This is a genomic window from Pseudomonas cerasi (genome assembly GCF_900074915.1).
GTDB classification, from domain to species: Bacteria; Pseudomonadota; Gammaproteobacteria; order Pseudomonadales; family Pseudomonadaceae; genus Aquipseudomonas; species Aquipseudomonas cerasi.
This window is the reverse complement of record NZ_LT222319.1, coordinates 3,454,715-3,478,892: the sequence shown is the minus strand read 5'-3', so window position 1 is coordinate 3,478,892 and position 24,178 is coordinate 3,454,715. Positions and strand designations below refer to the sequence as shown.

General features: G+C 59.5%; 18 protein-coding genes. 5 read left to right on the top strand and 13 right to left on the bottom strand.

From position 1 onward, the window contains the following. Positions 1-20 precede the first annotated feature (20 nt). Together PCPL58_RS17980 and PCPL58_RS17975 are read right to left on the bottom strand one after the other, a co-directional pair. Positions 21-1,682, bottom strand: coding sequence for a bifunctional protein-serine/threonine kinase/phosphatase (locus tag PCPL58_RS17980; protein ID WP_003366867.1), 1,662 nt, complete (start codon positions 1,680-1,682; stop codon positions 21-23). A 7-nt stretch (positions 1,683-1,689) separates the two neighbouring features. Then, a complete protein-coding gene (locus PCPL58_RS17975; RefSeq protein WP_003433035.1) occupies positions 1,690-2,901 on the bottom strand; it encodes a nitrate/nitrite transporter in 1,212 nt (403 codons plus the stop codon). A 902-nt stretch (positions 2,902-3,803) separates the two neighbouring features. Between PCPL58_RS17975 and PCPL58_RS17970 the strand changes: the two genes are divergently transcribed. Continuing rightward, positions 3,804-5,051 carry a glycoside hydrolase family 68 protein gene (locus PCPL58_RS17970; RefSeq protein WP_003433034.1) on the top strand — a complete coding sequence of 416 codons (1,248 nt, stop codon included), beginning with the start codon at positions 3,804-3,806 and terminating at the stop codon, positions 5,049-5,051. 59 nt (positions 5,052-5,110) lie between these two features. On the opposite strand, the gene PCPL58_RS17965 is transcribed toward PCPL58_RS17970, so the two are convergent. Then, positions 5,111-5,686, bottom strand: a complete 576-nt coding sequence (locus PCPL58_RS17965; protein WP_065350072.1) for an ANTAR domain-containing response regulator — start codon at positions 5,684-5,686, stop codon at positions 5,111-5,113. Positions 5,687-5,700: 14 nt separating this feature from the next. Then, on the bottom strand, positions 5,701-6,912 hold the full coding sequence (locus tag PCPL58_RS17960; RefSeq protein WP_065350071.1) for a CmpA/NrtA family ABC transporter substrate-binding protein: 1,212 nt from the start codon (positions 6,910-6,912) through the stop codon (positions 5,701-5,703). A gap of 251 nt (positions 6,913-7,163) precedes the next feature. Here PCPL58_RS17960 and PCPL58_RS17955 point away from each other — a divergent pair, with 251 nt between their 5' ends. After that, the gene (locus PCPL58_RS17955; RefSeq protein ID WP_003346110.1) at positions 7,164-8,195 is read left to right on the top strand and encodes a quinone-dependent dihydroorotate dehydrogenase; all 1,032 of its coding nucleotides are present in this window, start codon (positions 7,164-7,166) and stop codon (positions 8,193-8,195) included. Positions 8,196-8,338: 143 nt separating this feature from the next. On the opposite strand, the gene rmf is transcribed toward PCPL58_RS17955, so the two are convergent. Then, positions 8,339-8,554 carry a ribosome modulation factor gene (gene rmf, locus PCPL58_RS29720; protein ID WP_002553055.1) on the bottom strand — a complete coding sequence of 72 codons (216 nt, stop codon included), beginning with the start codon at positions 8,552-8,554 and terminating at the stop codon, positions 8,339-8,341. 588 nt (positions 8,555-9,142) lie between these two features. On the opposite strand from rmf, the gene rlmKL reads away from it, so the two are divergent. Together rlmKL and PCPL58_RS17945 are read left to right on the top strand one after the other, a co-directional pair. Beyond that, positions 9,143-11,395, top strand: a complete 2,253-nt coding sequence (gene rlmKL / locus PCPL58_RS17950) for a bifunctional 23S rRNA (guanine(2069)-N(7))-methyltransferase RlmK/23S rRNA (guanine(2445)-N(2))-methyltransferase RlmL (RefSeq protein WP_065350070.1) — start codon at positions 9,143-9,145, stop codon at positions 11,393-11,395. 202 nt (positions 11,396-11,597) lie between these two features. After that, positions 11,598-13,988 carry a sensor domain-containing diguanylate cyclase gene (locus tag PCPL58_RS17945; RefSeq protein WP_065350069.1) on the top strand — a complete coding sequence of 797 codons (2,391 nt, stop codon included), beginning with the start codon at positions 11,598-11,600 and terminating at the stop codon, positions 13,986-13,988. A gap of 55 nt (positions 13,989-14,043) precedes the next feature. Here PCPL58_RS17945 and dacB read toward each other — a convergent pair whose 3' ends face one another. Then, a complete protein-coding gene (gene dacB / locus PCPL58_RS17940) occupies positions 14,044-15,510 on the bottom strand; it encodes a D-alanyl-D-alanine carboxypeptidase/D-alanyl-D-alanine endopeptidase (RefSeq protein WP_065350068.1) in 1,467 nt (488 codons plus the stop codon). Between the two features lie 338 nt (positions 15,511-15,848). On the opposite strand from dacB, the gene PCPL58_RS17935 reads away from it, so the two are divergent. Next, positions 15,849-16,193, top strand: a complete 345-nt coding sequence (locus PCPL58_RS17935) for a YggL family protein (RefSeq protein ID WP_003346101.1) — start codon at positions 15,849-15,851, stop codon at positions 16,191-16,193. Between the two features lie 91 nt (positions 16,194-16,284). Here PCPL58_RS17935 and PCPL58_RS17930 read toward each other — a convergent pair whose 3' ends face one another. The 7 genes from PCPL58_RS17930 to PCPL58_RS17900 all read right to left on the bottom strand — a co-directional run bounded on the left by PCPL58_RS17930 (position 16,285) and on the right by PCPL58_RS17900 (position 24,115). Further along, complete coding sequence (locus tag PCPL58_RS17930) at positions 16,285-19,905, bottom strand: transporter substrate-binding domain-containing protein (RefSeq protein ID WP_083188420.1); 3,621 nt, start codon at positions 19,903-19,905, stop codon at positions 16,285-16,287. Positions 19,906-19,913: 8 nt separating this feature from the next. Continuing rightward, complete coding sequence (locus tag PCPL58_RS17925; protein ID WP_065350067.1) at positions 19,914-20,540, bottom strand: response regulator transcription factor; 627 nt, start codon at positions 20,538-20,540, stop codon at positions 19,914-19,916. A gap of 358 nt (positions 20,541-20,898) precedes the next feature. Beyond that, complete coding sequence (locus PCPL58_RS17920) at positions 20,899-21,291, bottom strand: response regulator (RefSeq protein ID WP_065350066.1); 393 nt, start codon at positions 21,289-21,291, stop codon at positions 20,899-20,901. A gap of 249 nt (positions 21,292-21,540) precedes the next feature. Further along, positions 21,541-22,872, bottom strand: a complete 1,332-nt coding sequence (locus PCPL58_RS17915; RefSeq protein ID WP_003433027.1) for a deoxyguanosinetriphosphate triphosphohydrolase — start codon at positions 22,870-22,872, stop codon at positions 21,541-21,543. Between the two features lie 178 nt (positions 22,873-23,050). Continuing rightward, entirely contained in the window at positions 23,051-23,407 is a 357-nt protein-coding gene (locus PCPL58_RS17910) for a hypothetical protein (protein ID WP_003366928.1), read from the bottom strand. Further along, positions 23,404-23,796, bottom strand: coding sequence for a phage holin family protein (locus PCPL58_RS17905; protein ID WP_002553117.1), 393 nt, complete (start codon positions 23,794-23,796; stop codon positions 23,404-23,406). The genes PCPL58_RS17910 and PCPL58_RS17905 overlap by 4 nt, the downstream gene beginning before the upstream one ends. Before the next feature lie 4 nt (positions 23,797-23,800). Next, positions 23,801-24,115: an ElaB/YgaM/YqjD family protein gene (locus PCPL58_RS17900; protein ID WP_002553118.1), complete on the bottom strand. Its 315-nt coding sequence runs from the start codon at positions 24,113-24,115 to the stop codon at positions 23,801-23,803. Positions 24,116-24,178 lie beyond the last annotated feature (63 nt).

Below are 24,178 nucleotides of genomic sequence, written 5' to 3'. Positions count from 1 at the left end.
CAGAAGCGGCGCGCAAGGGCTCAGTGGCGGCCCATCAACCAGATCACCAGCATCAGGTTGAACAGCAGAGAGAGCAACGCCAGTGTTCGCCAGACTTTCAGCGGTTCGCGTTCCAGCAGCGGACGCGGCTTTGCCACCAGCGGACGATGCTCGGCCTGCTCCAGCTCCAGCAACCACTGTTCGGCGGTTTCATAACGCTGGCTCGGGTCGGCGTGCAGTGCCTTGTCCAGGCTTTGGCTCAGCCACTGTGGCAGATCCGGTCGGTAACGGCTGGCAGGTATCGGTGCGCCGAAGCGACGGTGCTGAAAGGCTTCGATCTCGCCGTAAGGGTATTGCCCTGTCAGCAGGTAGTACAAGGTGACGCCTGCTGCGTACAGGTCCTGTTGCGGATGCGGTTCGGCGCCGTTGAAGGCTTCCGGTGCTATATAACTGGGTGTGCCGGGCAGGTCTTCGGTGTTGACCGCCGAAAGGCCCGGGCAGAACGCCAGGCCGAAATCCAGCAGGCGCAACTCGCCGTCGTCGGCCAGTAGCAGGTTTTCCGGTTTGATATCGCGATGGATGATGTTGCGTCGATGCAGCAGGCCCGTGGCCCGTAACAGTCGGGTGGCCAAGTCCTGCCACTGGGCCAGCGGCAACGGCCCTTTGTCGGTGAAGCGCTCGGCCAGTGTGTGCCCGCGATACTCGCGCATGACGTAATACAGATGCTGACGGTCTGGCAGCGGGTGTATCTCGGGAAAAAAACGCCCGGCGACCCGACGCAGAAACCACTCCTCCAGCAGTAAGCCCTGACCGGCACCGGTCTCGTCATGACGACTGGCTGGCAGGGTCTTCAGCAGCCAGGGCTGCTCATTGATATCGGTGACTCGATAAACGATGGACTGGCGTGATTGCGCCACGATGCTGACGACTTTCCAGCCTTCGAATGTCTGATCGGCCTTGAGTGCGGGTGGCAGCGGCCATTGCTGCAATTGCAGTAGCGTATCGCCCAGATCGTCCTCGCCGAGCGTGTCGACCTGAATCAGCAGGGCGCTGGCATTGTCCTGACTGCCGGCCAGGTGCGCCGCGCTGACCAGGGTTTTCACTGCCGCGTCGAGGTCGTGCTGTTCGCCCAGAATCGAGCGGATACTTGCATCGCCCAGTGCCGCCCATACGCCGTCGCTGACCAGCAGCAGGCGTTCGCCTTCACACAGCTCGCCGTCCAGGTAATCCATGACCACGTACTGATCCAGGCCCAGCGCACGTTTGAGCACATGCTGCATGTCGGCCTGTTCCCAGACGTGATCTTCACTGATGCGTTTCAGCGTTCCGGTGTGCCAGCGGTAAGCCCGGCAGTCGCCGACATGGGCGAGGGTGAAGCGCCTGCCACGCAGTACCAGAGCGCTGAGGGTGGTCAACAGGCCGTTGGCCAGCAGCCAGCGATTCTGCGCCAGCAGCAGGCGATCAAGGGACTGCGCCACGCCCCAGGTTTCCGGCGTGGCGTAATAGTCGAGGGCCAGCGCCTGCAGGGTCGACTGCGCGGCCAGTGCGCCGTCGGCACATTGGCTGACGCCGTCGGCAAGGGCGAACAGATAGCCCTTGCTGGCCGCCAGCGCCGGGACTGGCGTGACCAGGCGTACGGCGTCCTGATTCTCCGCTCGCGGTCCGCTGGCGCTGAATTGTGCAAACTGCAGTTGCAGGGTCATCGGCGCTTCAGACCCGGGCCGCCGTGACCGCGGCCGAACCCCAGGTGGTTCTCCAGCGACGTTTGACGTTCAGCAGGCCGAACCAGGCCAGTATCGCCAGGCCGGCGAACAGCCACAGACCCAACTGGTAGTCGCCGGTGTTCTGTTTGATGCTGCCCAGGCCCGCCGCCAGCAGGAAGCCACCGATGCCACCGGCCATGCCGATCAAGCCGGTCATGACCCCGATTTCCTTGCGGAAGCGCTGCGGTACCAACTGGAACACCGCGCCGTTGCCGGCCCCCAGGCCCAGCATCGCGGCCACGAACAGCGCCAGTGCTGCCCACGAACTCGGCAGGTTGAAGCCCACGGCGGCAATGCCGATGGCGGCAACCGCATACATCACGGTCAGCGTGCGAATCCCGCCGAAACGGTCGGCCAGTGCACCACCCAACGGACGCATCAGGCTGCCACCGAACACACAGGCAGCGGTGTAGTAACCGGCAGTGATCGGGCTCAAGCCATATTGGTCGTTGAAATAGCCGGGCAGGGCGCTGGCCAGGCCAATGAAGCCACCGAACGTCACACTGTAGAAAAACATGAACCACCAACTGTCACGGTCACCCAGCGCCTTGAGGTAGTCCGCCATGGATTTGGGTTTGCTGCGTTGCGGGGCGTTGCGGGCCATCAGGGTGAAGGCGATCAGGGTCAGAACCAGCGGGATCAGCGCCAGGCCGAAGACGTTGCCCCAGCCGAAACTGGCGGCCAGCACCGGCGCGATCAGCGCGGCCAGTACAGTGCCGGAGTTGCCCGCACCGGCGATGCCCATGGCCTTGCCCTGGTGCTGCGCCGGATACCATTGCGACGCCAGGGGCAGCGCGACGGCGAACGAAGCACCGGCCATGCCGAGGAACACACCCAGTACCAGCACCTGGCCGTAGGTGTGAATGCCCAGTTGCCAGGCACCCAGCAGCGCGCCGATAACGATCACCTGGCCGATGATTCCGGCGGTTTTGGGCGACAGCTGGTCGGCCAGCAGGCCCATGAAAAAGCGCAGCACCGCGCCCGCCAGAATCGGCGTGGCGACCATCAGGCCACGTTGCTGAGTGGTCAGGTGCAGGTCAGTGGCAATCTGTACCGCCAGTGGGCCCAGCAGGTACCAGACCATGAAACTCAGGTCAAAATAGAGAAAGGCCGCGAACAGGGTCGGTTTGTGGCCTGCCTTCCAGAAGCTTGTATCCATGTGCACACCTCATCATCTGCTAGTTAGTCAGTCGGGCCATGACCGCGACACGGGTGGTTCAGACGCTGTGGTGGAGTGTTCCGAATGACGGCGACTCCACCGGCCCCTTCGCCGGGGCCAAAACGCAAAAAACGTCGCCTCTCTGTCCACGGGGCGGAAAGAGATGAGCGACGTCTTTGTCGTAAAAGGTGATAGCCGCCGTTGGCTACCGGTGCGATTGCATTAGCAATAGACGGGCCAATGGTCGTGCAGGCGCGTCAGCCATACGTTGCAGGCAGGTTGTATGGCTTTCAGAGACTGCGAGCAGACTGATGTATGACCTCGAACCGGGCGTGGGCCATCAGGCGCGCTGCAAAAAAGGGCGTGGCGGCGAAAAGCCAGATAACGGCTTGCACAGTCCGTATCAGTCAACAGAAACAGGCAGTTAACAGGATTTAAGTATATTTTATTAAAGTTCAAACTATTTAATATTATTTAATGTGCCATCAGTTTTGCGTGTAAGTACTGTCATTGTGATGCTGTTTCGATACGCAGCTATGGTGGCCTTAATATATATAATTTAATGCGCAGCTCTCACGGTTGTACGATAGCAATGCTGTAAATATTTAATTTACTTTGCGTGGCATCTCTGAGAGCATCGCTTCTGTTGCGACGTGTGACGCTTATTAAAAAAGGTAGTTTCACTTTTCAATCCGGTAATCTGTAGTTGCAGTTTGCCAGTCAATCTCGATAAATGCTTACTTCGAAAGAAGTCATCGGCTACTCGCTCTTTTATCGGCGTCCGGCTGTCCTCGACACCTGAATGCCCGACACACTCTGCACCTCGGCATTGCACGCATGCCTGCCGTGTTGCCTTCCTATACGCGCTGCTTGTACAGGCGCCAGCAAAGGACATCATCATCATGAGTAACATCAATTACGCACCTACCATCTGGTCCCGTGCCGATGCGTTGAAGGTCAATGAAAATGACCCGACCACCACGCAGCCATTGGTAAAAGCGGACTTTCCGGTCATGAGTGATAAGGTCTTCATCTGGGACACCATGCCGTTGCGAGAGCTTGACGGCACGGTGGTCTCAGTCAACGGCTGGTCGGTTATCGTCACACTGACGGCTGATCGCCACCCCGACGACCCGCAGTATCTCGGCGCCAACGGCCGCTATGACATCAAGCGCGACTGGGAAGATCGTCACGGGCGGGCGCGCATGTGCTACTGGTATTCGCGCACCGGCAAGAACTGGATCTTCGGTGGCCGGGTCATGGCCGAAGGCGTGTCGCCCACCACCCGTGAGTGGGCGGGCACACCGGTATTATTGAATGACAAGGGTGATATCGATCTTTACTACACCTGCGTGACACCGGGGGCGACCATTGCCAAAGTGCGCGGCCGTATTGTGACGTCCGATCAGGGCGTGGAGTTGAAAGACTTTACCCAGGTCAAAAAACTGTTCGAGGCCGACGGCACTTATTATCAAACCGAAGCGCAGAACTCGACGTGGAACTTCCGCGACCCGAGTCCGTTTATTGATCCCAATGATGGCAAGTTGTATATGGTCTTTGAAGGTAATGTGGCCGGCGAACGCGGTACGCATACCGTTGGCGCTGCAGAACTTGGCCCGGTGCCACCCGGCCATGAAGAAGTGGGGGGTGCGCGTTTTCAAGTGGGCTGTATCGGCCTGGCAGTTGCGAAAGATCTCAGCGGAGAAGAGTGGGAAATACTACCGCCATTGGTGACTGCGGTGGGCGTCAATGACCAGACTGAACGTCCGCATTATGTCTTTCAGGACGGCAAGTATTATTTATTCACCATTAGTCACAAGTTTACGTATGCCGACGGTGTGACCGGGCCGGACGGCGTTTACGGTTTTGTGGGCGAGCATTTGTTCGGGCCTTACCGGCCGATGAACGCTTCCGGACTGGTGCTGGGCAATCCGCCTGCACAGCCATTCCAGACGTACTCCCACTGTGTGATGCCCAACGGCCTGGTGACTTCGTTCATCGACAGCGTGCCCACCAGCGGCGATGACTACCGTATCGGCGGCACCGAGGCGCCGACGGTCAGAATCCTGTTGAAGGGCGACCGCTCGTTCGTGCAGGAAGAGTATGACTACGGCTACGTCCCGGCGATGAAGGATGTGCAGTTGAGCTGACAGGCTGCGCCTCTGTAAACGGTGAAGAACGCCTGTGCGGGCAGGCGTTCTTCCTGGCTTCAGCCCAGCAGTTCGCTCATTGCGATAATCTGCTCGGCCACCTGAATCAGCTTTTGCTGACGACTCATTGCCTGACGTCGCATCAGCGTATAAGCCTCTTCTTCGTTGCAATCCTTCATCTTCATCAGTAGCCCCTTGGCCAGCTCGATGCGCTTGCGCTCGGCCAGTTGCTGATCGCGGGCATGCAGTTGCGCACGCAGCGCCTGATCGCTTTCAAAGCGGGCCATTGCCACATCCAGAATTGGTTGCAGCCGTTGTGCCTGAATCCCCTCGACGATATAAGCGCTGACCCCGGACTTGATGGCCTGGCGCATCACGCCTGGATCGTGCTCGTCGGTGAACATCACGATGGGACGTGGCTGGTCGCGGCTGACCAGCACCACCTGCTCCATCACGTCGCGACCTGGCGATTCAGTGTCGATGAGGATGACGTCCGGGCGCACGGCTTCGACGCGTGCGGGCAGGTCGATGATCAGGCCGGATTCGTCGATCACTTCGAAACCGGCCTCCATCAAGGCTGACTTGAGGCGACCGACCTTTTTGGCGGTGTCATTGATAAGCAGGATACGCAGCATGGTCACGTTCTCCGTCAACGACTGGCCACAGCGGGCGCGTCGTCGGCCAGCGAATGGAGCTTGAAGCTACGCGCGTAGCCCGCCGGATCGCTGCCGTCCCAGATCCTGCCATCGATCAGCTGACTGCTGCGCATGGTTGCGGCGGGTACGTCGATGCCCAGCGCGCTGGCCGCCTGACGGTACAGGTCGAGTTGCTGGACGCGACTGGCGACCGCCAGGTAATCCGGGTCTTCGCGCAACAGGCCCCAGCGCCGGAACTGGGTCATGAACCACATGCCGTCGGACAGCCAGGGGTAGTTGACCTGTCCTTGGGCATGGAAGCTGACCGCGTGAGGGTCTTGCCAGCGATTGCCGAGACCGTCGCTGTACTGACCGAGCAGGCGCGGCTCGATGCAGTCCACTGAGGTGTCCAGGTAATCGGCACCGCTGAGAAGTTGTGCGGTGCTGCGCCGGTTATGATCGTTTTCCTCGATGAAGCGGCTCGCTTCCAGTACGGCCATGATCAGCGCTCTGGCGGTATTGGGGTTCTGCTCGACGAACTCACGGGTACAGCCCAGCACCTTGCCCGGGTGATCCGGCCAGATCGACTGGCTGGTCGCCATGGTGAAGCCCAGTTGCTGCTGAACGGCACTGGCACCCCAGGGTTCACCGACGCAGAAACCGTCGATGCGCCCAGCCTGCAGGTGTTGCGCCATTTGCGTGGGCGGCACCACGACACTGGTCACATCATCGAGCGGATGAATGCCCTGACTGGCCAGCCAGTAGTAGAGCCACATGGCGTGGTTGCCGGTGGGGAAGGTCTGCGCGAAGGTCAGCCTTGATCCGCTTTGGTGCGCGCGTTTGTCCAGTGCTTCAGGAGTGATCACGCCCGCCTGCTGCAACTCGCGGGACAGGTTGATGCACTGGCCGTTCTGGTTGAGCCCCATGAGGATGGCCATGTCGGCCGCCGGGCCACCGCTGATGCCCAGTTCCACCGCATAGATCAGACCGTACAGGCTGTGTGCCGCCTGCAACTGCCCGCTGACCAGCCTGTCGCGCAGCCCGGCCCAGGAGGTCTGACGCTCGAGGTTCAGGCTCAGGCCGTAAGGCTGGGCGAAACCCTGAGTGGCCGCGACCACCAGCGGGGCGCAGTCGGTCAATGCCATGAAGCCCACGTCCAGGCTGTTCATTTCCGGGGCGTCGCTACCGGCCACCCAGTCCAGCGCATTACCGGTTCGTTCGTTCATCGCGCGTGCTTCATCAAAGGTCCGTCCAGAAAAAAGGCGTCGTCCGACCCATTGCAATGCAAGTGTCGAAGCGACGCCGTTGTCCATGCACCGCTCCGCCGTTGGAGTGAGTGCCGATAGCGGTTTCAAGCAAGGCATATGCCATCGCCGGGGAGGGGCGAGCAACAAGTTTGTCGCGCGCCTCGCCTGACAGGCCCGCACACGTCTATAATCGCCACCCTGAATTCAGCTGCTCACGAGCCCATCCCGCCATGTATAACCTGGCCCGCCAGTTACTGTTCAAACTTTCCCCGGAAACCTCTCATGACCTGTCGCTGGACCTGATCGGTGCAGGCGGACGGCTGGGCCTCAATGGCCTGCTGAGCAAGTCCCCGGCGAAGTTGCCGGTCAGTGTGATGGGCCTTGAATTTCCCAATCCTGTGGGGCTGGCAGCCGGCCTGGACAAGAATGGTGCAGCCATCGATGGCTTCGCGCAACTGGGCTTCGGGTTCGTCGAGATCGGCACAGTGACGCCACGTCCGCAGCCGGGCAACCCCAAACCGCGTATTTTCCGCTTGCCCAACGCCGAGGCGATCATCAATCGCATGGGCTTCAACAATCTGGGTGTCGACAACCTGGTGTCCCGTGTCGAAGCGGCAAAATATCGCGGCGTTCTGGGCATCAATATCGGCAAGAACTTCGACACGCCGGTCGAGCGTGCGGTCGACGATTACCTGATCTGTCTGGACAAGGTCTATGCCCATGCCAGCTACGTTACGGTCAACGTCAGTTCGCCCAATACGCCGGGGCTGCGCAGCCTGCAGTTCGGCGACTCGCTCAAGCAACTGCTCCAGGCCCTAAGCCTGCGCCAGCAGGAGCTGACGCAACGGCATGGCAGGCGTGTGCCGCTGGCGATCAAGATTGCCCCGGACATGACCGACGAAGAGACCGTGCTGGTGGCCGCAGCCCTGATCGAGTCCGGTATGGACGCAGTCATCGCCACCAACACCACGCTTAGCCGCCAAGGCGTCGAAGGCCTTCCGCATGCTGATCAGGCAGGCGGCTTGTCGGGCGCGCCGGTTCGGGAAAAAAGCACGCACATCGTCAAGGTCCTGGCCGGTGAGCTCGCGGGGCGTCTGCCGATCATCGCCGCAGGCGGGATCACCGAAGGCCGACACGCCGCCGAGAAGATCGCCGCGGGGGCCAGTCTGGTGCAGATCTATTCGGGGTTCATCTACAAGGGCCCTGCGCTGATTCGAGAGTCGGTGGATGCCATTGCGGCGATGCCTCGCGCCGCACGCTGAACCCCGGGTAAAAAAAAGGGGATCTGCAAGAGAGCCCCTGGGCGTTGGCCCGCCGCCCGGGTCGGGCGTGCATGGTGCAGGTGTGAATCAGTCAATCATGTGTGTGGCCCGACAGAGGCCGAAAGTCTTTGATGTGAATCGCCTCATCCGACCGCGTGAAGTTCGTTGAGTCTGTGGATGCCCGCAGTGCCGGTCATACCGTCCCAGTTGTCGCCGCGTCCTTCGCGCCAGCCATTGATCCATGCCTGGCGTACTGACGGTAGAGTAAAAGGGCAAAGCTCACGGGATTTACCATGAACGCCGTATTGATATCCGCGTAAAAATGCTCTTTCCAACGGATCACGCTTAAGTCTTCTCATAGGGTAATGCCCTCGTCTGTTGACTGTAATATCCCTGAGACCCCGTGATGAGGTCGGGCAGAATCTTCTGCCGTTGGGGCCCGCTGCCGGCGTCGCGGGCCTTGATGCCATCACCATTGCGGCGATGACCTGAGACGATTTCTAACCAAAGCGCAGGGCGGTGTGAATGATCGTTTTGTCATAAGCACGTCACATTTAGGTCTGTCGAGCAATAAGCGATGATCTGTTTCAACCATGATTTTTTCTGCAGCCCCTTGAACATGGGCGTTTGCAGGCTAATTGAAATCGCTTATCAGGCTCATATACTGGCTCAATGCCTTGGCTGGTTAAGCGACGAAGGGTCATGATCGGCGCTGCACAAATGTGACTTTTCAAAACACCACTTTTGATTGCGTGCCTTATTGCCGACATCGACTTGCCTGATATCTGTTCTAATACGCGCCAGAACTGCCGCAATGACATGACAGGATCATGCGGTGGACCGGCACACATCACGTGCCACGCAGGCGTTCTCCATGAAAGACGCCTGTTCAAATCTGGCAGGGCAATGCGTTGCCCGCCGCAGACGGCTCAGGCCCTGGAATACACATGTCGGATCGCTACGAACTTTTCCTCACTTGCCCCAAGGGTCTCGAAGGCCTGCTTGCGGAGGAAGCCACTGCGCTGGGCCTGCAAGAGACCCGCGAGCACACTTCAGCCATTCGCGGCTCGGCCGACATGGAGACCGCTTACCGGCTATGTCTCTGGTCGCGACTGGCCAACCGCGTGTTACTGGTGCTCAAGCGCTTCCCGATGAAGGATGCCGAAGACCTCTACCACGGCGTACTGGATGTCGAGTGGCAGGATCATCTTGAATCCGACGGCACCATTGCGGTGGAATTCAGTGGTCATGGTTCGGGCATCGATAACACCCATTTCGGTGCATTGAAGGTCAAGGATGCGATCGTCGACAAGCTGCGTACTCCGGATGGCGAGCGTCCTTCGGTCGACAAGATCAACCCCGATCTGCGCGTGCACCTGCGCCTGGATCGCGGCGAAGCCATTCTGTCCCTCGACCTGTCCGGGCATAGCCTGCACCAGCGCGGTTACCGTCTGCAGCAGGGCGCTGCACCGCTGAAGGAAAACCTCGCTGCCGCTATCCTGATTCGTGCTGGCTGGCCGCGCATCGCTGCCGAGGGCGGCGCGCTGGCTGACCCGATGTGCGGTGTCGGTACGTTTCTGGTCGAGGCCGGGATGATCGCCGCCGACATCGCCCCGAACATCAAGCGTGAACGCTGGGGCTTCTCGGCCTGGCTGGGCCACGTCCCGGCGCTGTGGCGCAAGCTGCACGACGAAGCGCTGGCCCGCGCAGACGCCGGGTTGGCCAAAACACCTTCGTGGATTCGCGGTTACGAGGCTGATCCGCGACTGATCCAGCCGGGACGCAACAACATCGAACGTGCTGGTCTGAGTGACTGGATCAAGGTCTATCAGGGCGAAGTCGCGACCTTCGAGCCGCGTCCCGACCAGAACCAGAAAGGTCTGGTGATCTGCAACCCTCCGTACGGCGAGCGCCTGGGTGACGAAGCCAGCCTGCTGTATCTCTACCAGAACCTCGGCGAGCGCCTGCGTCAGGCCTGCCTTAACTGGGAAGCTGCGGTGTTCACCGGCGCGCCGGACCTCGGCAAGCGCATGGGCATTCGCAGCCACAAACAGTATTCGTTCTGGAACGGCGCCTTGCCGTGCAAGCTGCTGCTGATCAAGGTCACGCCTGACCAGTTCGTGACCGGCGAGCGACGCACCCCCGAGCAGCGTCAGATCGAACGCGAAAACCCGGTCGAGGTTGAAGTCGTTGAGCGCAAACTCAACAAGAACGGCAACCCGATCAAGCCGGAACCGGTGGTGGTCGAACAGGCGCGCCTGAGTGAAGGCGGGCAGATGTTTGCCAATCGCCTGCAAAAGAACCTCAAGCTGATGGGCAAGTGGGTACGTCGCGAGGGGATCGATTGCTACCGCGTGTATGACGCCGACATGCCTGAATACTCGCTGGCGATCGATCTGTATCACGACTGGGTGCATGTTCAGGAATACGCCGCACCCAAGTCCATCGATCCGGAAAAGGCGTCAGCCCGGCTGTTCGATGCGCTGGCGGCCATTCCGCAAGCCCTGAACATCGACAAGAACCGCGTAGTGATCAAGCGTCGCGAGCGTCAGAGCGGCACCAAGCAGTACGAGCGCCAGAGCGCCCAGGGCCAGTTTCTGGAAGTCAGCGAAGGCGGCGTCAAGCTGCTGGTCAATCTGACCGACTACCTGGACACCGGGCTGTTTCTCGATCACCGGCCGATGCGCATGCGTATTCAGCGCGAGGCGGCCGGCAAGCGCTTCCTGAACCTGTTTGCCTACACGGCGACGGCCAGTGTGCATGCTGCCAAGGGCGGTGCGCGCAGCACCACCAGCGTCGACCTGTCGCGGACCTATCTGGACTGGGCGCGTCGTAACCTGTCGTTGAACGGTTTCTCCGACAAGAATCGTCTCGAGCAGGGCGACGTGATGGCCTGGCTGCAGGCCAATCGCGACGAGTACGACCTGATCTTCATCGACCCGCCGACGTTCTCCAATTCCAAGCGCATGGAAGGCATTTTTGATGTCCAGCGTGATCAGGTCGAGCTGATCGATCTGGCCATGGCGCGTCTCGCACCGGGAGGCGTGTTGTACTTCTCCAACAACTTCCGCAAGTTTGTGCTTGATGAAAACCTGAGTCAGCGTTACGCGGTCGAGGACATTACCGCGCAAACCATCGATCAGGACTTCGCCCGTAACGGCAAGATCCACCGCGCCTGGAAAATCATGGCGCGTAGCTGATCCGGTGCGCGATGAACTGATCGGTAATGGTCCGTTCATCGCGCCTCGCGATACCTCCTGCACTCGCTTGCATGCCCGTGCAGACAGACCAACGGATCGTCCTGAAACCGCCATAAGCCTATGAAAATTACTGGCGAATAGCTATAACAGAAGTCATAGCCAGCCTGACGCTTCCGTATGTTGGCGTCATGAGTTTGTGTGTATGACAGTGAAACGGTTCAAGCTGAGAATTCTGAGTTTCATCAATGGTCAGCGATCAGCGTGGCTTATCGCAGTGCTGGTATTGCTGATCGGTACGGCACTTACGATCATGCTGGCGCTGGCCGATAACGAGTTGTATCAGCGCCAGTTGCGTCAGCGTTTCGACATGGTTGCCGCGGAGCGCTTCAGTCGCCTGCAGGAGCGTCTGGACCGGCAGGTCACCCGGCTCGACACGTTGGCTCGCTTCTTTATCTACTCCCATCAGGTTGAACTGTCCGAATTCGACGGGTTTGTCGCGCCGTTGCTGATTGGCACCCAGGCGTATGCCTGGAACCCGAGGGTGCTGCAGGCCGAGCTTGCAGCCTTTGAACGACAGTCGCGTGAGGAAGGATCGCCCGGGTATGCCATACGCGAGATGGATGAAAACGGCGCCTTGAAAATCGCCGCAGTGCGAAATGAATACTTCCCGGTTCGATTCATCCAGACCCTCAGCAACATTCCAACGCCAGCGGGGTTTGATATTGCTTCCGAGCCGGTGCGGCGTGCCGCTCTGGAGCGTGCGCGCTTGCTGAAACGAACGGTCGCAACGCCTCGTATTCGCCTGCTGTCCCTGGAGCCGTCCGATACCTACGGCATTTTGCTGGTCGCACCGGTGTTCTCGATTGGCCAGCCGGTTCCGCAATTGAGGGGCTACGTCACCGCAGTGATCAGCCTGACGCAATTGATGAACGTTGGAACGGCGGAGCAGGACAACCTTGCCGTGACCATGCTCGACCTCAGTTCGCCGGAAACGCCCGAGCAGGTCTACCAGTCTCCGCTCCCCGCAATACGCAATCAGCTGTACGCCAGCAGCCTGCTGAGCCTGGGCGACAGGGATTATCTGGTCGAGGTTCGCCCTACGCAGATTTTCAGTCTGAATAACCAAATCATGATGCCCGGTCGGGTGCTGTGGCTTGGAGGACTTTTGAGCCTGATGCTCAGTGCCTTGCTCTACAGCCTGATCAGCCAGCGTCAGCGCGCCTTGCAACGGGTGGCGCAGCGTACCCGCGAGCTGCGCCAGCGCGAGCAACAATTGAGGGCTGCGCACGGTCAACTGCGCAGTGTGCTGGATGCGGCGACAGAAGTGGCAATCATCGCGACCGATCTGGACGGGCTGATCAAGACGTTCAATGTCGGGGCACAGAAAATGCTCGGCTATGCACAGGAGGATGTGCTGGGCAGGTTTCGCCTCATGGACTTTTATCAGTCTGCTGACCTGGAGGCCCGAGCGAGCCGCTTGAGCAAAAGCCGCGGGCAACCGATCAGCGCCTCGCAACTGATGTTTCTCGACGCCGTGCAGGATGGTAACCACCCTTCGCAGGAGTGGACCCTGCAGCGCAGCGATGGCAGCACGCTGGTGGTGAATATGCTGGTCACCGCGGTGCGTGACGATCAGGGGCTCTGGACCGGGTATCTGGCCGTGTGCATCGACGTTACCGAGCACAAGCGTGTCAATCAGGCCCTTGCCGAGCAGGGGCAGTTGCTGAAAAAGCTCGGCTCGCAAGTCCCAGGCGGTATTTACCAGTACCATTTGGCCGTTGATGGCAGCGCGCGTTTCAGGTACGCCAGCGCCGGCATGTGCGAGCTGTTCGAAGTGGATGAAGAGCAGTTGCTGGGCGACTCTGAAACTATCCTGCAACGCATACAGCCGGTGGATCTGACACGGGTCAAAAGCTCCATTTTGATCAGCGCCAAGCACCTGACACCGTGGAGTCAGGAGTACCGCGTTGATCTGCCACGCAAGGGTTTGCGCTGGCTACGCTCGGCGTCGACGCCTGAGCGCCTGGCCGATGGTAGCGTGCTGTGGCATGGCTTTGTGTCCGATATCACCGACCTCAAGCGCGTCGAGCAGGAGTTGCGTGCGCTGTCGGTCACTGACGTGCTGACCGGTGCCTATAATCGGCGCTACTTTCAGGACCGGATGCAGTCCGAGCTGAAAAGAATCGACCGGCACGGCGGTAACCTGTCGGTCATCATGCTCGATATCGATCACTTCAAACGGATCAATGACCGCTTCGGGCATGCCGCAGGCGATCAGGTGCTCAAGGCCATTTCGGAAAAGATCAGCCAGCGGCTGCGCAGCGATGATGTGTTCTGCCGCCTGGGTGGCGAAGAGTTCATGGTGATCTGCCCGGGAACGCGCGGTGCCCAGGCCTATCAACTGGCACTGAGCCTGCGCGATGAACTGCGCAAGCAGGTTATCGAAGGCGTCGATCAGGTGGTCACGGGCAGCTTCGGGATCGCCAGCTGGCGCGAGGGTGAGGGTGTCGACGCGATGTTGCTGCGCGCCGACTCGGGTGTCTATGCGGCGAAACAGGCCGGTCGCGATCGGGTCGAGCCCGAGCAACGCTGATGAAGACAGACCCGCTGCGACAGCGGGTCTGTTGTTGATGGCCAGTATCGGTTGGTTATTGCTGGATCGAGACCGTGGTGTTGGTCAGCTTGGGCTGTCGATACAGATCAATCAGTACCTCGTCGAGTATCGAGGATGCGCCGAACGGACGCGGGTCGTTGAGGATCGCCACGACTGCCCAGGTGTTGCCGTTACTGTCGCGGCTGAAGCCGGCAATCGCGCGTACGGTATTCAGGGTGCCGGTCTTGATGTGCGCCTCGCCCAGCAGCGGGGTACGCTTGAGTCGCTTGCGCATGGTACCGTCGAGGCCGGCCAGCGGCATTGAGCTCATGAATTCGGCCGCATAGGGGCTGCGCCAGGCCGCTTGCAGGATCACCGCCATTTCACGCGCGCTGACACGCTCGGCCCGCGAAAGCCCGGAGCCGTTCTCCATGACCAGATGCGGCGCAGTGATGCCTTTCTTCGCCAGCCACTGGCGGATGACACGTTGCGCGGCCTTGCCGTCGTCACCGTCCGCTTCGTTGCGGAACTCTTCGCCCAGGCTCAGGAACAGTTGCTGGGCCATGGTGTTGTTGCTGAATTTGTTGATGTCACGAATGACTTCCACCAGATCCGGTGAAAAGGCCTTGGCCAGCAACTTGGCATTGCCGGGCAGCACGCCAACGCGGTCCTTGCCCTGAATGGTGCCGCCCAGTTCCTGCCAGATGGCTCGCACTGCGCCGGCCGCGTAGGTCGGATGGTCCAGCAGTGACAGGTAGGTCTGTGAGTTGCAGCCATTGCCCAACTGGCCGGTGACCGTCACGTTGACGCTGCCATCGGCCTGGGTGACCGGGTTGTAGCGCACATCCCCGGTGCATTGCTTCGAGGCGCTTGCCTTGACCTGATTATCAATGCGGATGCTGGCAATCGGCGGCTCGACCGAGAGCAGAATCCTGCCATCGTCATTACGGGTCACGAATCGCAGCGCCTTGAGGTTGACCATAAGCGCGTCGGGTTTGACCAGAAACGGCTTGTTGTCGTCATTGCCGTCATCGTTGAACACCGGCAATTGCGGTTGCACAAAATGACTGCGGTCCAGTACCAGGTCGCCGGTCACCTGCTGTACACCGTTGGCGCGCAGGTCACGCATCAGCAGCCAGAGCTTTTCCATATTCAGCTTGGGATCGCCACCGCCCTTGAGATACAGGTTACCGCGAAGCACGCCATTGCTCAGAGTGCCGTCGGTGAAGAATTCGGTTTTCCACTGATGGGTCGGGCCGAGCATTTCCAGGGCCGCATAAGTGGTGATCAGCTTCATCGTAGAAGCCGGATTGACCGATACGTCGGCGTTGAATACGGTCGGCGTGCCCGGGCCGTTAAGCGGCAACATCACCAGCGACAGTGCGTCATCGCTGAGTTTGCTGGCTTTCATAGCCTGTTGAACCTTGGGGGGCAGCGTGGTGTTGATGACGGCGGCGTAGGAGGGCAGAGCCAGGGGCAAAAAAAGTGACGCGAGCAACAATGGACGTAGCGACTTGATCATTGACTAAAACCCTACTGCAAAGAGGGAAACGAAAAAGAGGGCATGGATGAATTCCCTCGGTAACTATTGCAAATGGCGATTCGATTTCGATAACTATAGTAGTGAATGCGCGGCGGGCTTTTTTTGTAACACGCAATGCCACGCATGAAACGAGTCGCATTATGCCCCAAGCGGGGCAGGCTTGTGACCGGGGGGTAAGCCGGTAAATGCTATTTTTTATTGATTCGGCATCGGCGGCTGCTGCAAGGCCGGATATCCATCACCCGCTGTAATTGTCGGGCTTTTAAATTGCCAAGCTGGTAAAGTGCCGCCCGATATTTATTGATGAGGATTGTCCCATGGCCACTAACCGCTCCCGCCGTCTGCGCAAGAAACTGTGTGTGGACGAGTTCCAGGAATTGGGTTTCGAACTGAACCTGGACTTCAAGCAAGAGCTGGACGACAAGGCAATCGATGCTTTCCTTGACGCTTTCCTGAAAGAAGCAATGGAAGCCAACGGTCTTGGCTATGTGGGCGGCGACGACTTCGGTCTGGTTTGCCTGAGCAAGCGTGGCTCGGTCAGCGAAGAGCAGCGTGCTGCTGTCGAAGCCTGGCTCAAGGGCCGCAGCGAACTGACAGAAGTCACTGTCAGCCCGCTGATCGACGTCTGGTACCCGGAAAAAGAAATCAATCCGGCCGCCTGATGTAGCGGGAAGCAGGCCAGCGCCTGCTTCCCTTGCCTGTTCCCGCGTACCCTTTCGTACATACCCTCGCCGTACCGTCTTCAGCGCTCGCTCAGTCAGGCTTTGCCTGTTGCAGTATCAGTGCGTCCTCAAGCTCGATCATGGCCAGTTCGACCGCCTGCTGGCAGGTGCGGAACTGTTCATCCGGCGTGTCCGGTTCGCAGGCCAGTTCGAGCGCATCACAGGCGTCGACCACCCTTGAAGCCTGGATGATCCGTGCTGCGCCCTTGATCCTGTGCGCCAGGTCACGGGTTTTCTGACGATTGTTTTCCGGCATCAGTCTGGCGAGCAACAGCCGGTCTTCGTGGTTACTGTGCAGCAGTTGCGCGAGCAGGCGCTCAACCATTTCAGGACGGTCACCGGTCAGGTTGCTGACGCTGTCGAGGCTGAAGGGCAGGGCCCGCAGGGGCGCAAGCGGGGCAATGGCTGCCAGCCGCTCGCTGAGCATCGAGAGGCTGATGGGTTTGAACAGGCAATCGTCCATGCCTGCCGCCCGGCAGCGTTCTATCTCGTCGGGCTGCGCGTTGGCCGTGAAGCCCCAGACCGGGCAGCGTTGGCGTTCGCAGGCGCGCTCCTGTTCGCGGATAGCCGCGGTCATGTCGTAGCCGTTCATGATAGGCATGTTGCAGTCGGCGACGACCAGATCGAAGGTATCGGTCTTCCAGCGCTCGAGCCCTTGCGCGCCGTTTTCGGCCATTTCGCAGTGATGGCCTAGAAAGCCGAGCTGCTGGCAAAGCAGCAGTCGATTGGCCGGATGATCGTCGACGATCAGGATTCTGAGTGCCTGATGAACGACGGCTGCCGGTTGCGCAACGACGGGCTGCCCGGTCAGCGCTTCAAGTGTGGTCAGCACCAGGTTCATGCTGATCCGGGTACCGTGCCCCGGTGTGCTGTCGAGCGAGAGATTGCCGCCCATCATCATGCACAGACTGCGGCAGATCACCAGCCCGAGCCCGGCGCCGGTACGCGCCATTTGTCCGGTATTATCGGCCTGAGCGAACGGTTCAAACAGGCGTTGCTGGTCTTCGACACTGATGCCGATGCCGCTGTCCTGAACGGTGATGTGCAGATGCAGCAGTTGCGGGTCCGGACTTTCGGCTGCCTGCAGTACGACCTTGATCCGCCCCATCGGGGTGAACTTGATGGCATTGCTGACCAGGTTGGACAGTATCTGTTTGAAGCGCAGCGGGTCGATCAATACGTCGGCATTGATCCTGCTGTCCAGTTCCAGTACCAGCTCAAGGTCCTTCTGCCGCGCCAGACCGTCGAATACCCTGAGCACCGATTCCACCAGACGACGCAGATTCGCCCGCTCGGGGTTGAGTGACAGCCGCCCGGATTCGATGCGGGCGATGTCGAGGATATCGCCGATCAGGTCGAGCAGGTCGTTGGCCGAACTGTAGGCGACTTCGATGGCGGAGCGATCCAGTTCGCCGTGATCGGCACGTTTGAGCGCCAGTTCCAGCATGCCGATCACTGCATTCATGGGCGTGCGGATTTCATGGCTCATGGTGGCAAGGAAGGTGCTCTTGGCCCGGCTGGCGGCGTCGGCCTGCTCCTTGGCAGCCTGCAAGTCCTCGATGAGCTGGCGACGCTCGCTGATGTCGATCCAGCCACCGATGATGCCCTGCACTTCGCCCAGAGAGTCACGAAACGGCAGGATCCAGTGGTAGATGGTCAACTGTCGATCGCCAATGCGCAGAGGGCGGTCGAGGATCAGCGCGGTATTGCTGGCCATGACCCGCTGATAGTCGGCAGCATACTCCCGGGCTTCGAAGGCATTGCCCAGCACCCCTTCGGTGGCGCTCTTGCCGATGATGTCTTCCCGTTGCGCGGAGAAAACCCTGAGGTAGCTGTCATTGCACATGCGCAGCATACCTTCGCGATCCCTTACGTAGATTGGATGCGGTGTACCCTCGACCAGCGCGCGCATGAATTCGAACTGATCGCCCAGCGCTCGTTCCGCAGCCTCGCGCTGACGTATCTGCCGGCGCATCCAGGCATTCCAGGCCAGCAGGCCCAGCAGCAACAGGCCTGCACCCACCACAATCTGATAGATCAGCCGCTCATAGTCATGCCAGTTGGCGCGTGAGGGGGTGTAGACGCGCCATCGGTTGTTGATCGCTGCCAGATCCTGCGGCGCGATACTCGCCAGCGCCTTGTCGAGAATCGAACTCAGCTCGATGGCATTGCGTGAGGTCGCCATGGAAATCAGCGCCGGATCCTCGCCGACGGTGGCGGTCATCTGCAAACGCTCCTCGAAGATGCCGGAAGACAGGAAATAGTCCGCGCTGAGCAGCGAGATGACTGCACCTTCCGCTCTGCCCAGCGACAACATGTCCAGCGCCTGGAATGGATTGTCGATCTCCAGCGGCACGACCCTGGGGTATTTGCGGCTTAGCCAGTCCAGCATCGGGCTGCCTTGGGTGATCGCCAGACGCTTGCCGTCCATCTGCTCCAGATAGCTGGGGGCACCCTGGCCCTTGTGGGTGACCAGCACGAACGAGTTGTCGATGTAGGGGCGGGTGAAGCTCAAGCGGTCCTCACGCGCATCACTGGACACCAGCGCGCCGATCATGTCTGCCTGGCCTTCGCTGACCTGATTGAGCATGTCGGTCAGGCTGGGCGAGCGTTTGACGTCGAACCTAAGCCCGGTACGCAGACGCACCAGTTCGAGCAAGTCTGCGGTGATGCCGCGAAAGTTACCCTTGGCATCGAAGAATGTCAGCGGCGCATACGCTTCGTTGACGACCACGCGTACGGTCGGGTGCTGCGCGATCCAGCGTTCCTCGCGTTGCGTCAGTTGCAGCTTCTGGTCGGTGAGCAGCAGGTCGCTGCCCGTGCTCCAGCGTCTGGAAATATTGATGCGTTCATCGACGGGGATGGCTTTCAGCGTCTGATTGATGATGCCCAGCAGTTGCGTGTTTTCGTTGCTGACCGCGAAGCTGAAACCGTTGGGCTCGTGCTGGCCGAAATTCGACATCTGCACGTTGTTCAGATAACCCTTGTTGATGATGTATTGGGTGGAAATCGTATCGCCCAGAAACACGTCCGCCTGATTGAAAGCGACTGCGTTGATGGCGTTCTGAAAAGAGGGATAGGTTTTCAGCGTTGCGCCTGGATAGGACGCTTCGACCTCGGCAGGTGGCAGGTAGTGATAGACCATGCTCAGCCGCATACCTTTCAGGCCCTCGTTCAGGGGGCGGGTGTCTCCGACCCGGGTGACCAGAACGGGTTGATCCACCGAGTAGGGCTGCGAAAGCCTGATGTTTCGATCGATGGCTTCAAAACCGTTTGCGGTACCCAGCAGATCGATCTGGCCTGCGGCAAGGGCCTTGATCGCCGCATCACGGGTTTCGAAACGCTGAACCCTGACGGGCAGGTCCAGCGCATCCGAAATGATCCCTGCATAATCGGCAGTGATGCCTTCGTAATCGTTACCCGACATCGTGATATCAAAGGGCGGGTAATCGGGGTTCGAGGTGCCGAGAATCAGTTCGCGTTGACCGCGCACCCACTGCCACTGGTGACTTTCCAGCTTCACATCCATGTGCGCCGGGCTCGAGCGACCGAGCAGGGTATAGTGATCGGCCGCATGAGGACCGGCCTCAGCACCCCAGCCTATGCACAGGCTTGTAGCCAGTATTAATAATTGTCTGAAGCGCTTGGGCATCCGTTTTCTCACACTAGCGCGTTGCGTTTTGCCATCTCGATAAGTTCTACCAAGGTTCTTGTTTTTAGTTTTTGCATCAGTCGCGTTTTGTAAGTACTGACGGTTTTGTTACTGAGAAACATACCCTTGGCTATTTCCTTGTTGGAACGGCCCTGGGCAAATAACTGCAATACCATCAGTTCGCGGTCATTGACCAACTTGAACAGCTCCAGCTCGTGGGTCTGTCCATCTTCACGAACTGCGCACGTCAACGCCTGACTGGGAAAGTAATTGTAGCCGGATAATACCGCTTTCACCGAACTGAGCAGCTCGCTAAGGTCTTCCTGCTTGCACACATAACCCGAGGCACCCGATTGCATGCAGCGAATGGCAAACAGGTTGGGAGTTTGCGACGTCAGCACCAGAATCTTGGAGGACAGCCCCATCGTATTGAAGCGAGCCAGCACCTCAAGGCCGTCGAGCTTGGGAATGCTGATATCGAGGATGATCAGGTCGGGCATGCATTCACGAACCATTTGCATGGGGTCGACACCGTTATCGGTTTCGCCGACCACCTCATAGTTTTCGTTCTCCAGAAGCATTCTTACCGCCATCCGGATGACCGGGTGATCGTCGATGATAAAAACTGAGTTCATATTCCATTCCATAACAAGCAGTGAAGAAAGCGCGCACCTTAGCTCAGATGTTCGGGCAGGCACATAAAGAGACTTGCTCGGCAGGCATATATAGGAAAGGTCCTACAAGAATTAGCGTATCGGAGTACGTAAAAGCCTACGTAGAACACAAGTGTGTTTAAACGTTAACGCTTATTTCATTGTGTGTTTGGCGAGCGATGCACCCAATGTTTATTACTTTCTGGAATCATCATTCATGTTGACTGATGATTTCCTACGCGTCTGAACGTCGAATGTAATCGGTACGGTTTGCCGGTTTAAGGTATGTACCGGTTTTTACCCGGGATATCCAAAAGCGCATAAAGCCGGGTTGCCGATGTCAGTCAACGAGGTGCCCCAGCAGGCGGCTGAGGTCGGGTCCGTGCAGGGGTTTGCTCAGGCAACCGAGCAGAGGGAGATCGCGCTGCAGGGCGAGTTGCTGCAGGTTTTCAAGCTGTGTATCCGGCAAGCCGCTGAGCAGAATGGCCTGGCGCAGCCAGCCGTGTCGGGATGCCTCGTCGATCAGGTCGAGGCCCGACATGTCCGGCAGGCACTGATCGCACAACAAAAGCCCGTAGGGTTCGGCACTGCGTTGCATGGCGGCCATCGCCTCGGCAGCCGTAAGCACGGGAGTCAGCAGGAAGTAGCCATGATTGTTGAGCAGCACTTGGGTGGCAATCAGTTGAAACGGGTGATCTTCCACCAGAAGGATGCGCAGGCTATGTGTGGACATGAGCGTTCCGGAAAGGCCCTGGCGAAGCGTTCAGGCATCGGCAGGCGGCGTGCGGACCCGTGAGTATCGCAGGCGGATGGATGACGTGCCGGATGGCAGTTGAAGTGGCTGGAATTATTGAGGGATGCAAGAAAACCTGCGATAGGACCCGTCCGACATGCTTGTAGGGCCTGTCTGAGTTCTGCGAGGCAATCAGTCTGACCAGCCTTTTGCCTGCATCCGTTCAGGCAGCGGGCGGGTCGAGGGAGGCTATATCTGTCCGGAGCGGCCGGTCATTTCCCGGGCCATTTCGCTGGCGTAGCTGTCGGTCATGCCCGCGATGAAGTCGATCATGCGCAGGAACGAGGTATGTAGCGGTGCCTTGGGATCGGGCGCACTGTTACCCAGCAAGTCGAGGATGCGCCGATGCTTGAACGATGGCGTCCTGCCGCCGAACTGTTCGACGGCCGCGCCGCAGAACGCATTGAGGAGGATCTCCAGCGTGGTGTAGGCACCGATTTCATGCAGGGTCTTGCGCTTGTCCTGGAAGATTTTCTTGCGCGCCATGTCCTTGGCATTCAGCACACAGCGTTTGGCCGGACCGTGCATGTGCTCGACCAGGTCGCCAGGCAGGGTGCCGGCCAGCAAGGCATCCTGCTGCTCGACGAAGGCTCTGGCGGCCGCGTTGGTCAAGTGTTCGATGGCCTTGCCGCGCAGGATTGCCAGTTTGCGCCGCCGTGAGTCGCCCGGACCCAGTTGCCGGTAGGTTTCCGGAAGATCATCACCGACCAGCCCGAGCAAAAGTGATTCCACTTCTGCGTAGTTGAGCAGGTCCATCTCCAGACCGTCTTCCAGGTCGATCAGGGCGTAACAGATGTCGTCGGCAGCCTCCATCAGATACACCAGCGGATGGCGCGCCCAACGTTGATCTTCGAGCTGCGGTAAACCCAGCTTGCCGGCAATCTGCTCAAGAATCGGCAGTTCGCTCTGATAGCAGCCGAACTTGTGCTTCTTGTAGCCCAGCGAATCTGCGTGGCGCGCGGTCCACGGGTATTTGAGGTAAGTGCCCAGCGTGGCGTAGGTCAGGCGGGTGCCGCCGTCGAACTGGTGGTATTCCAGCTGCGTCAGCACCCGAAAGCCCTGGGCATTGCCTTCGAAATTGAGAAAGTCATTGCGCTCGGTGTCGCTCATCGCATCAAGCCAGCCACGCCCGGCCGCCTGATTGAACCAGTTGCGAATCGCATCTTCGCCCGAGTGACCGAACGGCGGATTGCCGATGTCGTGCGCCAGGCAGGCCGATTGCACGACCATGCCCAGGTCGCTCGGATCGCACCAGTCGGGCAGGGCAGAGCGCAGCGTTTCGCCGACGCGCATCCCCAGCGAACGGCCGACACAACTGACTTCCAACGAGTGGGTCAGGCGCGTATGAATATGATCGTTGCTGGACACCGGATGCACCTGGGTCTTGCGCCCCAGGCGGCGAAAGGCCCCGGAAAAGATGATCCGGTCATGGTCCTTGTGAAACGGACTGCGCCCCAGTTCCTCGGGGCTGTGCAGGGTCTTGCCCAGTCGTTCGCGGTTAAGCAGCGTTTGCCAATCCAATGCGTTCACTCCGTCAGTAATAGGGGCGTAGCTTCCCGGTTCGACACGCCTGCCGCAAGGGCTGCATTGATGAAAACAGGCCCGTAGAAAAACAAATGCCCGCTCCGGAATACCGGAGCGGGCATTTATATTCAGGCCGATACAGTCAGGCCTGGGTCACGCTGGACGCATGGCGCAATCAGACTTTGCGATTGCGATTCTGCAGGGCGCGCGTTTGCATGGCGACCTTGACCACTGGCGTCAACGTGATGCCCAGCTTCAACAGGCGACCCAGCAGGCTGGTACGTCCGGTCTTGGCACGTTTGCCGCTCAGAAAACCCAGCAGGGCAACCGAGCCCACGCCCCAGAGCGGCGCGTGGCGAAAGCCCAGCGCGCTTTTCCAGTCGTGACGGATGCCGCGAAAGCGTTGCAACGGTTGCATCAGTTGCGCAGATTCGTGGCGAATTTCCTGGCGGTGCATTTCCATACGCAAGCGAATCAGTGCCTTGCGCAGTTCTCGACGGGTATTGCTCTGGTGCGACTTGGGTTCACTCATGGCATCAATCGCTCGCGGTCATTGGCCAGTTCTTCGAGGGTCGCATGGAAGGGCGAAGACTCGTCGAAGATCGCTGCCTTGAGGCGCAATCCACAGAAAATCGCGGCCAGCAGGTAAAACGTACACAGGCCGACGATGCCGGCCAGGCGATAGCTGTCCCACAGAACGATCAGCAGCAAGGCCGAGAGCCCAGTGAGCAGCAGCAGGCCGAAAACCAGTGCCAGACCGGCGAACAGCAGCAGGCTGACGGTTCGCGCTTTCTGTTCCTGCAGTTCGATGCCGAACAGCTCGACGTGAGTGTGCAACAGGCCAAGGAAGGCAGCGCCCAGGCGCCGCGGTGAAGAGCCCGGAGTTCCCTCGGGCGGTGCTGATTCCGTTCCCAGAGTCATGATGTTAGCGCCTTGTAGCCAGCAGACCGATCAGAAAGCCGACACCTGCGGCGATACCGACGGACTGCCAGGGGTTGTTCTGAACGTAATCTTCGGTGGCGATCACTGCAGCTTCGCCGCGCTCGCGCAACGAATCTTCGGTGGTCTTCAGGGTTTCCTTGGCACGCAGCAGGCTTTCGCGGATCTGGGCGCGCAGTTCATCGGCCTGATCACCAGCGAGAGAGGCGGTATGCGCCAGCAATTTCTCAGTGTCGGCAACCAGTACCTGGAAGTCGGCTCTCAGGATTTCCTGAGCATTCTGTGCAGTTTGGCGGGCCATGATGTTCTCCGTTTGGTGGGCGTATGAATGTTTCGAGTACAGGTGATTCCTGAAGGTTCACTT